Origin of the sequence: Kitasatospora sp. NPDC094019 (assembly GCF_044764505.1) — a bacterium.
Lineage (GTDB): Bacteria > Actinomycetota > Actinomycetes > Streptomycetales > Streptomycetaceae > Kitasatospora.
On the sequence record NZ_JBIWIF010000009.1, the window covers coordinates 233,067 to 246,107 of the forward strand.

Below are 13,041 nucleotides of genomic sequence, written 5' to 3' on the forward strand. Positions count from 1 at the left end.
TTCCGGGGTGGGGTCGGTCGCCGGGGGACGGCCTTGGTCCACCGGCCCGGGCGGCGGGGCGCGATCCGCGACGGTCCGCGCCCGCGAGCGCTCCGGGAGCCCTGCCCCGCGCTCTCGTCCGTACAAGAACGAATGCCGCACCCTGAAGGCGGATGCCGGCCGCGTCCGGCACCGGACCGAAGGGGAAGACCGTGACCACTCCCGCCCCGTCCCGCATCACCCTGGTGAACGGCAGCTTCGAACAGCCCGCCTTCGCGAGCGGCAACGCGCTGCTGCCCGACGCCTCCCAGGCCCAGAGCCCGAACCACGTCCCGGGCTGGCTCACCACCGCCACCGACCACCTGATCGAGCTCTGGCACGACGGCTTCAACGGCGTCCCCTCCGCCGACGGCGCCCAGTTCGCCGAACTCAACGCGAACCAGGTCTCCACCCTCTACCAGGACCTGCCCACCACCCCCGGCGCCACGCTGTACTGGCGGCTCTACCACCGCGGGCGGCTCGGCCAGGACACCATGGCCCTGGACATCGGCCGCCCCGGCGCGGTCGTCCAGCAGCGGCAGTTCACCGACGGCAACACCGCCTGGGGCTTCTACTCCGGCACGTACACCGTGCCGGCCGGGCAGACCACCACCCGCTTCGCCTTCCGCTCGGTCGCCTCCGCCGGCGGCAACCAGTCGGTCGGGAACTTCCTCGACGGCATCTTCTTCGGCACCGCCCCCGCCGTCACTCTCACCAAGATCGCCGTCCCCGACGGTCCCCTCCAGGTCGGCGACGTCATCACCTACCGGATCGTCGCCAGGAACGACGGCGGTGGCAACGCCGAGGCCCTCGTCCTGACCGACACCGTCCCGGACGGCACCACCTACCTGCCCGGTACCCTGCGCATCGTCAACGGCCCCAACGCCGGGGCGAAGACCGACCGGCCCGGAGACGACCAGGCGTCCTACGACCCGGTCGGCAACCGGGTGACGTTCAACCTCGGCAACGGCGCCACCGCCGGGCGCGGCGGCAGCCTGCCCAACACCGACACCCTGCCGAACGGCACCACCGTGGAGTACCGGGTCACCATCGACGAGGCCAGCGCGGGCGGACACGTCACCAACACCGCCACCGCCACCTACGAGAACCGGCTCGGCCCCACCCCCGAACCCCTCACCGCCACCTCGGACCCGGTCGACACCGAGGTCCTGCCGGCCGTCGACCTGGGCGTCACCAAGTCCGCCGACGCCACCACGGTCACCGTCGGCCAGACCGTCACCTTCCGGGTCACCGTCCGCAACGCCGGACCCAACACGGCCACCGGCGTCACCGTCACCGACACCCTCCCGGCCGGACTGGCCTTCCTCTCCGCCACGGCCGGTGCCGGCGCCTACGACCCCGGCACCGGACAGTGGAGCGTCGGCACGCTGGCCGCCGACGCCTCGGCCGCCCTCACCCTCCGGGCCAAGGCCACCGTCCCGGGCGCCGTCACCAACACCGCGACGGCGCACGCCATCGAGACCGACCTCGACCTCGCCGACAACACCGACTCCGTCACCGTCTGCGTCAAGGCCGCCCCGGCCTGCCCGCCCGCCGACTGCTGCTGACCCTGCCGCGCCCGCGGTACGGCCCCGGCCCGGGTGGGTCGGGGCCGGACCGCGGCTGTCGCACCAGTTCGGCGCCGTCGCGCCGAGGGCACCGCCCTTCCGGCGGTGCCCTCGGACTGTCGGGTGTCTACTCGCCCGCTTCCCGGACCAGTTGGTAAGCGGCGGTGAGGGAGAGTCCGGGCCGGACGGTCCGCAGGGCCTTCACCGCCGCGACCTGCTCGCGGATGTCCGTGCCCGATGCGTGGAGAACCTCCCGCACCCAGCGGCCGCGCACTGCGGAATCGGGGGCCGACGCCGTCTCGGTGACGATCCGCAGGGCTTTTTCCAGGCCCGCCCGTTCGCCTGCTTCGGCGGTCTCCAGGGCCTGCCGCAGATCCGCCTCCACCTGTCGGGAGTCGCGGACGACGATGACGGGCTCCTCCTGGGTCTTGTTCGACTTGAACACTGCGTCACTCCTTGGGTGGCTGACGAGGAATCCGGGCGGACAGTTCGGATTCCCTCCTGTTGGGCGGTCGGTAGACCACGTGGCCCGGCCGGGTCGGAAGCAGTCGGACCGGATGGTCAGGACACCGAGGACAAAGTTTTGGCGGGGTCCTGCCTGCCAACGGCGGGTGTGCGTATGGCTTCCCGCTATAGACCCCGGCGCCATGCGGCAGCAGACACGGTGGAACGCCACCAAGGCACAGGGACCCCGCCGCACTGTCGTGACGGGGTCCAGTCGGCGAGCGCCCGAGGTGCCACATCAGACGACGCCGAACTCCCCATTGCGCACCGCATTGAGGAACGCCGAGAACTCCGCAGCTGAGAAGGTGAGCGAAGGTCCTTCGGGGTCCTTCGAGTCACGGATCGGCACGATGCCGGCCGAGGTTGCCAGATTTGCTGCAACCTCCACGCAGTTGCCGCCGTTGCTGCTGTAGGTCGACTTGAACCACTTGGGTTCGGTCACGGCAGTTCCTTCCGTAGAGAGCTGATCAGGGCCGCCGACTCCGCCGGCGAAAGGGCTGTGGCCTGTAGCTGATAGTAGGCCGTCAGAATCGGCACCACTGAGTCGCTGTCCCGTTCTAGGTGCCCCTGCTGCGACGACTCGGCATAGGACATCAGGGACCTGTTCGGCAGGGTGAGGATGTTCACCGGCAGGTCGAAAGTGCGGTCCTCTCCTATGGCGAACGACGCGACTTGCAGGACGGTGTGCGGGAGCGCTGAAACTTCGGCAAGTCGTTCCAACTGTGCCGCCATGACGGCCGGCCCGCCGACAGTCCGCCGAACGCAGCTCTCGTCCATGACGACGTGCAGTAGGGGTGGCTGGTCCCGATGCAGGCGAAGTTGACGAGCTGTCACGAACTCCACGCGCTTGTCTGCCTGGTCCTGCGTGATACTCCCTCGACGCACAGCGCCCGCCGCAATGGCCTCGGCATACCTCTGGGTCTGGAGCAAGCCAGGGACGATCCCGAGATCGAACAGACGCAGTTCGACGGCCTTGGCCTCCTGGACCACGTACTCGGCGAACCCCTCCAGCAGAGGGGAGTTCTTGACGTCGTTGGTCTTGCGGGTGAGGACGCCGTCCGTCCCGAATGCTTTGTCAAGTTTCTTCGAAAAACGTGGAGTTGGCGGCCTTCGGTTAGTTTCCACAGCCGAGATGTGGGATGAGGAGTATCCAGTGGTCTTGGCCAGATCGTCCTGGGTCCAGCCGCGTTGCTCCCGTGAGCTGCGCAGAAAGACCCCAAACTCCGCCCCCGGACCGCCCTGCGGATCCAGCTCAACTCGGTTCATGGGTCGAACTCCCTACTTTTCAAGCACAGATGGGAGGTTGAAGACACCTCGACTGTAGTTCACAGTGAAGGCGTTCCGGTAGTGAAGCGACTACGGAGGGGAACGATCATGCGGCGTGCGAGGGAGCCGGCGAGACCGGACTACTACCCCGAGCTGGGTGAGGTGGTCTACGACCACCTCCACGACAGGGAGGGTCACTTCATGGGCACCGTCGGTGGACAGGTCTACCTGCGTCCTTCGGGCGGTGGGTGTGAGTGGACCACGTATCACAGTGAGATCGAAGCGAGCCTCACCGAGCGCGAGACGCGTTCGCCGAAGCGCGGGTTCGACTCGCGGCGGATGAACGGCGCGGCGTGACTACGGCGGTTCGGCGGTTCGGACGGTGCTTCTGCTGTGAGCGCCCCAACCCGATGTCGTGGCCCCCGGTCCCGTGCTTGGCGACTGGTCATTGCCCTTCTGTCACCGTGAGTCAGGAACAGAGGCCGCCATGTTCGACCCGTGCGCGGAACCCGCGGCGACCGGCGACTCCGACTCCGCCGGTCAGAACAGCGAGCAGTCCGACGACACGGCCGCGCACGGGCGCGGGACCGGCGGGCGGTTCGAGAGTTACTGATCCCGACTCCCGTCCCGTACCGCCCGGAAGGCCGGTTCGGGGACGGGCCCCTACTCCACCGTCCGTCGGGCGACGGTGGACGCCGCTCCCACAGGGATTGGCCTCGGCCAAGGGACGCGGCACGGGCACCGCTCGCCCCATCCCCCCAGGGCGGGCGGAGCCCTTCAATGCTCCGGAGGAGATTGCCACACGGTGAACCGCCCTCCGGGCCCGCCCGTCCCGTCCCGAACCGTACCGGGACGGGACGGGACGGGCGCCCTCGGCTCCGTTCCCGCACGCGCTGCCCGCTGTCGCGGAACGGGGCTCCCTCATCGGACCTGGAGTCGTCGGATCGATCGCGTTCGACAACCGGCCGGGTGGCCGAGCAGAGTTCGTGCACGTACTGATCTCATTGCCGTCGGTGTCCAGGACCTTCGCCCTACCGCGTTTCGTTGGCCGAGTCGGTGAGGTCGGTGAGGTCGGTGAAGTCGAGGCGGATGTCCTGGACGTTGGCCGCCCGGGGCCGGGGGTGGTCGGCCGCAGAGGCGGGGGTGGCTGCCAGGTGGGCGGTGAAGGCGGTGGTCGCGGCCAGGACGGTGACGATGCCGGCGGTCCGCGCATGATGGGTGGGCCCTTCACGAGGATCACGGGGGGGAGCTGCGGAGGCGCTGCTCGGGCCGGCAGAGCCCGCTGGCCACTGCGCGGCACGTGGTTGTGGACCGTGCGGGTGGCAACGGTGACCGCGTGGTCCGGTGGTGCCGCTGGTAGTGCTTTGTCAGGAGGTTTGTCGCATCGTGCGGTCGGTAGTTCTCCGGTCGTACGAGGGTTGGGAGCACGCCTGTTCCGCTGCGATGACTCCCGGGATTTCGGGTAGACGGCCGGCACACAACCGACGACCACGTAGGGAGGCACTCGTGAACATGGCCGAAGGCAGTGCGGGCGTCAGGCAGGCGTTGTCCGACACGGCGCACCACACCGGTGTGCTCGCCGCGCGAGCGGCCCACGGCGCCGGGCAGGCCGCCGCGCCCGCGCTGGACGCGGTGGCCACGGGCGCGGAGCGCACCCGCACGGCGGCGCGGCGCGCCGCGCACACGGCGTCCGACCTGGCCGAGCGAACCGGCGGGGCGGTCAGTGGGACGGTTCGCAGCGGCCGCCGGCGGGCGACGCGCGCGGCCCGGCGGCGCGCCGGCCGCCGCCGCGCGGTGGTGGGGCTGATCCTGGCGACGGGTGCCGTGGCGGCCGTCGGGTGGTGGGCGGCGCGGCGCCGAGGTGAGGACTTCCCGGACTGGCTCGACGAGCAGCCGTTCGCCACCGATGCCGAGGAGGGCAGCGCGGTGGTGGGGTTCGAGCGGGTACGCGCCCACGACGAGGCGGCGGACCTGTCTCCCCTCAAGGACGACGTCTACGTCGTCGACGACGTCGACGGGAAGAACACCGAGGTCGCCGACCATGTCCGGGACGGCCGCCGCAAGGGCTGAACAGGCGGGGCCGCTTGCCCCGGACCTGCGGGAACGATCAGTGATCAAGGTGCGTTTCCGCAGGCCGGAGGCTTCAGCATGGCCCTGGGTGCGGGCCGAACGCCCCGAGCGGTTCGGCCCGCCTCACGCCGTGCGTTGCCCCCCGGCGGTCGGTCACAGCGGCCGGTCACAGCAACCGGTCACTGCGGCCGGTCCCGGTCCGGCCGCCGCGGAGGTCCGCCGAGGGGCTCCGCCGCGGGGTGGCGCGGGTCGTAGCGGGCCCAACCCGGGTCGCCGTCGCGGGCGAAGGCGACCCAGGCGCCGTGGACGCGGGACGCGAGTCCGGCGGGCGCGGCGTCGGGACCGAGCAGGCCGGTGTCCGCGTGGAGCCAGGGCTGGTGGGCGTTGTCGAACACGAAGGGCAGTTCGACGGTGTGGGCGGCGCCGAGTCGTCCGCCCAGGGCGGTGGAGCGGTGGGTGAACGAGTAGCGGTGGGTGCGGCCGCCCGAGATCCGCGCGTGGGCCCGGGCCATCCGCGCCGTGCCGGTCTCGAACAGGGCCGCTCCGAGCAGGGCCGAGCGCAGTTCGCCCGGGGTGTCGTCGGGCCGGGCCGCGCGGTGGGCGGTGACGGCGTCGAGAGCGCGGTGCGGGTCGGGGTGCAGGCGGGCGGCGAGGGTCAGCAGGTCGGCCTCGGTGGTGGATTCCAGCGCGTCCTGCGGTACGAGGTAGAGGTGTCCCTCCTGGGTGTTGGTGCCGATGAGCAGGTCGACGTCACGGGCCGGTCCGTGGGCGAGGTCGTCGGCGGGTTGGACGGGCAGGACCAGGCTGAACGGGCTGAGCCCGGCCAGTGGGTCGATGGCGGTGGCGGTGCGCAGGTCGAGCCCGGCCAGGGCGGGCAGGATCGCCAGGAACCGCTCGTCGGGGACCGGGGCGAACGCCTCGGCGATGGGTTCGACGCCCAGGGCCGCGGCCGCCCGTTCGGTGACGCGCCGGGCCTGTTCCGGGGTGAACGCGCCGGTGCCGTTGCCGCTCTGGACGATCGCCCGCCCGAACAGGCCCTTTGCCTGTGGTGCGGCGAGAAGCGCGCCGACGAGGGTGGCGCCCGCGGACTGGCCGAAGACGGTGACGTTGCCGGGGTCGCCGCCGAAGGCCGCGATCGTGTCGCGCACCCAGCCGAGTGCGGCGAGCAGGTCGAGCAGCCCGCGGTTGGCGGGGGCGCCCGGCAGGTCGAGGAAGCCGGGGACGCCGAGGCGGTAGTTGACGGTGACGAGGACGACGCCGTCGCGGGCGAAGGCGCCGCCGTCGTAGAGCCTGGCGCGGTTCGAGCCGGTGACGAAGCCGCCACCGTGCACGAAAACCATGACGGGGCGTCGGGCCCCGTCGGCGGCGGGTGTGTGGACGTCCACGCTCAGATACTCCGCGCCGGGCACCCAGCCCGGTCCGAAGTAGGGGGTCATGTCGAGCCGGCCGAAGCCGCGGGTCGGCTGGGGAGCGGTGGGGGAGGGCCGGGTGGCGTCGCGGACACCGGACCAGCCCGGGTGCGGCGCGGGCGGGGCGAAGCGGCCGGCGCCGGTGGGCGGCGCGGCGTAGGGGATGGCGCGGTAGCGTTCGCCGGATCCGTCACGCAGGCCGCGCACGGCCCCCGCCGGGGTCTCGACGGTCGGATCTGCCTGTCGGGGCATGGGTCGGGTCCTTTCGGCGGGGTCAGGAGAGGCGGGAGAAACCGGCCCACTGCCTGACGGCGAAGGTCGACCCGCGGCGTTCGACCCGCGCGGCGCCCTGGCCGCCGAAGTGCGCGGGGAGGACGAGCGCGTCGGTGTCGGCGGCGCGGGTGAGCAGCCGGTGCCGGGAGGCGCGGGAGGCCGCCGGGTCCTCGCAGAAGCAGGAGTTCGTCCGCGGATGCGTGATCTGCAGGGCGGTGTGCAGCAGGTCCCCGACGAACAGGGCGTGTTCGCCGCCGGACTCCAGGGCGAGGACGGAGGAGCCGGGGGTGTGCCCGGGGGCGAGCTCCAGACGCAGGTTCCGGTCGATCCGGTGGCTGCCCTCCCACAGGTGTGCCAGTCCCGCCCGGTGGACGGGTGCGACGCTGTCCTCGAAGACGTTCTGGTTCCCGCGGCCGAGTACGCTCCGGTTCTCGTTGGCGGGGTCCCAGAAGTCGAAGTCCGGGCGCGGCATCAGGTAGGTGGCGTTCGGGAAGGTCGGCACCCAGGTCCGGTCCTGGAGCCGGGTGTTCCAGCCGACGTGGTCGATGTGCAGGTGAGTGTTGACCACGATGTCGACCTCTTCGGGGCGCACCCCGGCGGCGGCGAGGTTGTCGAGGTAGTCCGTCTCCAGGCGGTTCCACACCGGCGCGTAGGGCCGGTCCTTGTGGTTGCCCACGCCGGTGTCGACGAGGATCGTGCGCCCCTCGCTGCGCAGCAGCCAGGACTGGATCGCGGTCTGGCACTCGTTGGTCCGCGAGTTCCAGAAGTCGGGTGCCAGCCAGTGGCGTTGCTCCTTCCAGGCGCCGTCCGGACTGTCCGGGAAGAACCGCTCCGGGGACAGCTGGGCCGAGCCGTAGAACTCCTTGACACGGGTGATGGTGACATCGCCGAGGGCGATCCGCTCCGGGCGCTGGTCCATGGGTCCCTCCAGGGCCGGTGGGGTGGGGTGACGGAGTAGGACCGAGCCTGGACCCCTGCCGTGGAGTGGGCCACACCCCGGTTGTCCTACCCCTGGCAGGGTGTGGCTGGGACCGGGTCGCGCACCGAATACTGGGGTGATGAACGGACCCGGACCGCTCGGCACCTTCCTCCAGGCCCGACGAACGCGGCTGCGGCCCGAGGACGTCGGCCTGCGCGACCTCGGGCCCCGCAGACGGGTGGCCGGGCTGCGGCGCGAGGAGGTGGCCGGGCTGGCGGGCGTCAGCGTCTCCTACTACGCCCGCCTGGAACAGGGTCTGTCGCGCGGGGCGTCGGCCGAGGTGCTCGACGCGATCGCCCGCGCCCTGCACCTCGACGACCACGAGCGCGAGCACCTGGAGCGGCTCGCGGCCGCCGCCCGTCACGTGCCCCGGGCGCGCCGCCCGCGGCCCGAGAAGCTCGCCGACGGGACCCGTGACCTGCTGCGCGCCCTGGACGGCGTCCCGGCGCTCGTGCTGGGCCGGCGTACCGACGTGCTGGCGTGGAATCCCCTCGGGCACGCCCTGCTGGCCGGTCACCTGGACTTCCTCGCCCCGGACGACCCGGCGCGGCGCCCGAACATGAGCCGGATGCTGTTCCTGGACCCGCACGGTCAGGAGCTCTACGCGGACTGGAAACGCAAGGTGCGCACGGTGGTGGGCAACCTGCGGCTGGCCGTCGGCAGGCACCCGCAGGACCCCCTGCTGGCGCAGCTGATCGGCGAACTGACGATGAGCAGCCCGCAGTTCCTCGCCCTGTGGCGGGACCACCGCGTGGCGCCGTGCGGGGTCGCCTCCTACGAGCTGCGCCACCCCGTCGTCGGCACGCTGACGGTCACGCAGCAGACGCTGTCGATCGCCCCTTCGCCCGACCAGACGCTCATCGTGTGCACGACTCCCGCCGGCTCCGCCTCCGAGCGGGCCCTGGCACTCCTCGCGCAGGCGAGCGGCACCCGGCCGCCGCGTCCGGGCGGCCCCGGGGCTCCCCGTCCGGACGCTGCGGCACGGGAGACCACGGCACGGACGGCCGGCTCGGCACCGGGACGGGGCCGGTAGGAACGACCTCCGTCACCGACCCCCGGGACCGGCCTTCACGCGTCCTCCCATTCGGTGGCGATGAGGACGGCGCCACCGGCCCGGCGGGCGTAGCGGCAGGTGGAGAAGTCGAACACCACCCGCGCCGGGCCGGGTACGGCCCGCAGGTCCGCGAGTCGGGCGTCCGCGGGCAGGTCGGCGGCGGCCTCGCGCAGCAGGGGGTCGGTGCCGGTGGTGGCCTGGGCGGCGGTGACGGTCGCGACGTCCGTGGTGTTCTCGTCCAGGGCGGCCCAGGCGTCGGTGAAGCTCCGGCCGAAGGCGCGGACGGTGGCGGCCCCCTCGGTCCCGGCCGGGACGGCGGCTCCCGCGACCGTCTCCGCCAGCGCCGCGCGCAGGCAGTCGGCGAGCGCGTCGAGCCAGGCCGGCAGGGACGGGGCGAGCCGCACGGTGTCGGTGGCGTCCCAGAACCGGAACACCGGCCCCCAGGCCCCGGTGGACCGGTCGACGTCGACGTAGTCGTGGCCGTCGCCCGAGTCGGTGTGGACGAACCAGTGCGTCCCGGAGCCCCCCGCGTGCTCCAGGTACCAGCCGACGTCGTAGCCCGCGTACCGCCCGGAGTTGTACGGGTGGACGAGGTCGATGTGCTCGGTCGACTCGTGGCCGTTGACGGGGGAGCGGCTGACGGTGATCCGCACGCCGGCGACCGAGCGCAGCAGCACCCGGATCTCCTCCGGTACCGGGACGGGCCAGCCGTCCAGCACCGCGTCCGACAGGCCCGGGTCGAGCACGACCAGCCCCGAGGACGCCCGCGCGACCTCGTGCAGCAGCGCCGCCGTCCGCGCGGTGTCGTTCTCCGCCGCCACGTCTCCCATGAGCCCTCCCCGTGTTCCCGGCCCGTCGGACCCCGGACCGGGACCGGACCCGGGGCCGTCGGTCCACGACCCTACCGTCGGTCACCGACATCGCCGTGTCCGGCCGGGATCGGATGCGGGGGAGTCACCGGTGGGTGGTGGTAGCTTGCCGGGGTGGGACTCTTCGAACGGTCATGGGCCGCGCTGCGGTCGGCGGTGGACGGGCTCGCACCGGAGGACTTCCCGGCGCCGTCGGGGTGCGCGGGCTGGCTGGTGCGGGACTTGGTGTGCCATCTGGTGATCGACGCCCAGGACGTGCTGATCACGCTGGTCACCCCGGCCGAGGCGGAGCCGACCCGCGACGCGGCGTCGTACTGGGACGTCTCCTCCGAACCACCGGACGGGCAGGACCCGTTGGACGCGCTCACCGTCCGGCTCGCCGCCGCCTACGGCGACCCGGCCCTGCTGCGCTTCCATCTGGACGACGTCGGCTCCGCGGCGGGGCGCGCCGCCCGACTGGCCGACCCGCGCCTGCGGGTGGCCACCCAGGGACAGGTGCTGACGGTCGGTCACTTCCTGGACGCGTACGTCCTGGAGTGGACGCTGCACCACCTGGACCTCGTCACCCACCTCCCGCAGGTGCCCGGCCCGCCCGCCGAGGGCCTGGCCGCGTCCCGGCGGTTGCTGGAACGCATCGCCGGGGAGGACTTCCCGGCCGACCTCGGCGACACGGAAACCCTGTTGATCGGCACCGGGCGCCGCCCCGCGACCCCCGCCGAAACGACGGCCCTGGGCCCGCTGGGCGAGCGCCTGCCCCTTTTCCTCAGCTGACCACCGGCCCGGCGGAGTCCCCCAAGGGATGACTCCGCCGGAACCGCGCCGAAGCGGCAGGACGACTGGTTCAGGAGACCGTGAACGCGCGCGAGGCCCCGGTGAAGCCGGTGATCGCGCCGGTGAGGCCGTTCCTGGCGTTGCCGGAGTGGATGACGCGGTAGGTGCCGGCCGGGGTGCCGGGAGCGATGTCCCAGGTGACGGTCGCGGTGGATTCCCCGGTCAGGGCGTTGGTGCGCTGCCAGCGGTACTTGGTCGGCCAGTCGCCGTCGTCGAGGTACCGCACCCAGGTGCCGTTGAGCTGCCGCTGCACCTCCAGGAAGGTGCCGCCGCGGTGGAGGTCGTTCTTGGGGTGGCCGGTGACGAAGACGGTGGTCACGCGCTGGCCGGTCCGGTAGCCGGGCGCCGCGTCGGTGAGGACCTGGCCGAAGCGGCGCGCCCAGCCCGGACTGTCCAGGACGACGCCGGGCTGCAGGTTCAGGGTTCCGGTCGCGGCCTCGGGCGGGGGAGAGCCGAGCGGCAGGGTGGTGCCGTCGCGCAGGGCGGCGGCCAGCTTGGCGAACTCCTGCTGGTAGGCGGGGGTGGTGTACCGGCCGAAGAGTGTGGAGGCGCCCTCGTACTGCTGGCCGTCGTACTCCTCGGGCGTGGTGACGTACTGGCTGTACCCGTTGGTGTAGCCCTGCATCAGGACGTTCTCCAGCGGGACCCCGAGCTCGGCGGCGACGGCACGGCGGATCCGTAGGCCGGCGACGATGGTGAACTCGGCCGGGCCGCCCACCAGATGGAGCTGGCCGATCCTGAGCAGCTGCAACGGCAGGACGTTCGGGGTGGCCTGGAGCAGGCCGCTGGGGACGACCGAGGTCTTGGGCGACTGCTCGTCGGCGAGCCACTGCGGGACGACGGCGTTGATCAGGTCGACGAGCGGGGCGAGCGGGGAGGGCGTGCCCTCGATGATGCCGGGGATCCCCGGACCGTCCTCGGTGCTTCCCGCCAGCGTGGACACACCGATGACGCCCGGACTGGTGTGGTGGATCCGGCCGTCCGGGGTGTAGCGGCCGTCGACCCGGACCTGGGACATGTCGACGTAGCGCGTCCGCGCGTCGATGCCACCGGTCACGGGGGTGTCGGCGGAGGCGAAGATCCGCCGGGCGGCGGTGAACTGGCGCAGGCCGATGATCCTGGTGTTCTCGAACTCGTCGTCGGTGGGGCCGGATCCGGGCCTGAGGTCGAGGTTCGGGGACATGTCGCCCGCGTTGGTCTGCGGGAAAGCGGCCACGAAGCCGGGCGCGCCGTCGAGGTAGCGCACCCCGGCGGTGTCGTGCTCCCACGCGTAGGCGGCGTAGCCCTTGTTGTCGCCGCTGATCAGTGTGTTGCCGTTGGTCATCGAGGTGCCGTGGGTGGGGAACCAGCTGATCGCCCCGACGTCGGTGCCGCCCTGGCGGAAGCGCAGGACGGTCATCGCCGGGTCGATGCCGAGCGGGTAGGCGTCCTTGTCGGCACGGGGGTTGAGCTCGAACGCGGCGCGGGAGCGGTTGACGCTGGCGTCGGTGAGCTCGCCGCGCCCGAGGGTGAGGGTCCCGGGGCGGAGGTCGGCGTGGGCGGCCTCGATCGCCTCGACGACGCCGTCGACCACGGCGTCGAAGTTCTGCTGCTGGAAGCCGAGGATCGACAGGTTGTAGACGAGGTCGTGGCTGCAGCCGCCGGGGCCGGCATGGGTGTGGGTGGCGCTGAGCGAGACGTTCTGCTCGGTGTAGAGCACGCCGTGGGCGGCGGCGAGGCGGGTGAGCACGGCCCGGAAGACGGCGTGGGGGAGGATGCCCTGATCGGTGTTGCACCAGGCCACGCGGTTGCCGCCCGCGGGGTCGGCGACGACGAAGGCCCGTGCCCGCAGACGCTGGTGGATGCCGGTGGTCTGCTGGCCGGGCATCGAGTAGCCCATCATGCCGCTCTCGGCGGCGGCGCCGGTGATGTCGGCGATGCCCCGGCCGACGAGGTACGGGGAAGGTGACGCGGGCGCCGCCGGGGAGCGCGGCGAGGACGTCGACGGTAGGGCCGCTTCGGCGGCAGCGGCCGGGGTGGTACCGACGGCGAGGCCGCCGGCGGCCGCCGCGGCGAACTGAAGTCCTCGTCGACGCGTGAACTCTGACGTTTCCACGGTTCGTGCCTCCGCAGGGTGGGGGTGTACCCGGGCTTGTACCCGGGGACGCGGGGTGGCGATCGATCGGGAGGTGCGGGCGGGGGTGGGGCGGTGGGGCTGTTG

General features: G+C 72.4%; 13 protein-coding genes. 6 read left to right on the top strand and 7 right to left on the bottom strand.

Annotated elements, in window-relative coordinates:
* The first annotated feature begins 191 nt into the window (after window positions 1-191).
* A complete protein-coding gene (locus tag ACIQ9P_RS22010; RefSeq protein WP_402358527.1) occupies window positions 192-1,586 on the top strand; it encodes an isopeptide-forming domain-containing fimbrial protein in 1,395 nt (464 codons plus the stop codon).
* A gap of 127 nt (window positions 1,587-1,713) precedes the next feature.
* Here ACIQ9P_RS22010 and ACIQ9P_RS22015 read toward each other — a convergent pair whose 3' ends face one another.
* The 3 genes from ACIQ9P_RS22015 to ACIQ9P_RS22025 form a co-directional block, all read right to left on the bottom strand.
* On the bottom strand, window positions 1,714-2,031 hold the full coding sequence (locus ACIQ9P_RS22015) for a hypothetical protein (protein WP_402358530.1): 318 nt from the start codon (window positions 2,029-2,031) through the stop codon (window positions 1,714-1,716).
* Between the two features lie 297 nt (window positions 2,032-2,328).
* Complete coding sequence (locus ACIQ9P_RS22020; RefSeq protein ID WP_402358533.1) at window positions 2,329-2,532, bottom strand: DUF397 domain-containing protein; 204 nt, start codon at window positions 2,530-2,532, stop codon at window positions 2,329-2,331.
* The gene (locus tag ACIQ9P_RS22025) at window positions 2,529-3,356 is read right to left on the bottom strand and encodes a Scr1 family TA system antitoxin-like transcriptional regulator (RefSeq protein ID WP_402358536.1); all 828 of its coding nucleotides are present in this window, start codon (window positions 3,354-3,356) and stop codon (window positions 2,529-2,531) included. Before ACIQ9P_RS22025 ends, ACIQ9P_RS22020 begins: the two co-directional genes overlap by 4 nt.
* Before the next feature lie 201 nt (window positions 3,357-3,557).
* Here ACIQ9P_RS22025 and ACIQ9P_RS22030 point away from each other — a divergent pair, with 201 nt between their 5' ends.
* The 3 genes from ACIQ9P_RS22030 to ACIQ9P_RS22040 all read left to right on the top strand — a co-directional run bounded on the left by ACIQ9P_RS22030 (window position 3,558) and on the right by ACIQ9P_RS22040 (window position 5,426).
* Window positions 3,558-3,713, top strand: a complete 156-nt coding sequence (locus ACIQ9P_RS22030; RefSeq protein WP_402358539.1) for a hypothetical protein — start codon at window positions 3,558-3,560, stop codon at window positions 3,711-3,713.
* Window positions 3,714-3,843: 130 nt separating this feature from the next.
* Window positions 3,844-3,969, top strand: coding sequence for a hypothetical protein (locus ACIQ9P_RS22035; RefSeq protein ID WP_402358542.1), 126 nt, complete (start codon window positions 3,844-3,846; stop codon window positions 3,967-3,969).
* An 893-nt stretch (window positions 3,970-4,862) separates the two neighbouring features.
* Window positions 4,863-5,426, top strand: coding sequence for a hypothetical protein (locus tag ACIQ9P_RS22040; RefSeq protein ID WP_402358545.1), 564 nt, complete (start codon window positions 4,863-4,865; stop codon window positions 5,424-5,426).
* 179 nt (window positions 5,427-5,605) lie between these two features.
* On the opposite strand, the gene ACIQ9P_RS22045 is transcribed toward ACIQ9P_RS22040, so the two are convergent.
* Together ACIQ9P_RS22045 and ACIQ9P_RS22050 are read right to left on the bottom strand one after the other, a co-directional pair.
* A complete protein-coding gene (locus ACIQ9P_RS22045; RefSeq protein ID WP_402358548.1) occupies window positions 5,606-7,087 on the bottom strand; it encodes a carboxylesterase/lipase family protein in 1,482 nt (493 codons plus the stop codon).
* A gap of 22 nt (window positions 7,088-7,109) precedes the next feature.
* Window positions 7,110-8,027, bottom strand: coding sequence for an MBL fold metallo-hydrolase (locus tag ACIQ9P_RS22050; protein ID WP_402358551.1), 918 nt, complete (start codon window positions 8,025-8,027; stop codon window positions 7,110-7,112).
* 139 nt (window positions 8,028-8,166) lie between these two features.
* Here ACIQ9P_RS22050 and ACIQ9P_RS22055 point away from each other — a divergent pair, with 139 nt between their 5' ends.
* Window positions 8,167-9,120: a helix-turn-helix domain-containing protein gene (locus ACIQ9P_RS22055; RefSeq protein ID WP_402358554.1), complete on the top strand. Its 954-nt coding sequence runs from the start codon at window positions 8,167-8,169 to the stop codon at window positions 9,118-9,120.
* A 35-nt stretch (window positions 9,121-9,155) separates the two neighbouring features.
* On the opposite strand, the gene ACIQ9P_RS22060 is transcribed toward ACIQ9P_RS22055, so the two are convergent.
* Entirely contained in the window at window positions 9,156-9,971 is an 816-nt protein-coding gene (locus tag ACIQ9P_RS22060; RefSeq protein WP_402358557.1) for a hypothetical protein, read from the bottom strand.
* A gap of 153 nt (window positions 9,972-10,124) precedes the next feature.
* On the opposite strand from ACIQ9P_RS22060, the gene ACIQ9P_RS22065 reads away from it, so the two are divergent.
* Window positions 10,125-10,781 carry a maleylpyruvate isomerase N-terminal domain-containing protein gene (locus ACIQ9P_RS22065; protein WP_402358560.1) on the top strand — a complete coding sequence of 219 codons (657 nt, stop codon included), beginning with the start codon at window positions 10,125-10,127 and terminating at the stop codon, window positions 10,779-10,781.
* 70 nt (window positions 10,782-10,851) lie between these two features.
* Here the strand turns inward: ACIQ9P_RS22065 and ACIQ9P_RS22070 are convergent, their stop codons facing one another.
* Complete coding sequence (locus ACIQ9P_RS22070; protein WP_402358563.1) at window positions 10,852-12,936, bottom strand: neutral/alkaline ceramidase; 2,085 nt, start codon at window positions 12,934-12,936, stop codon at window positions 10,852-10,854.
* Window positions 12,937-13,041: the final 105 nt, after the last annotated feature.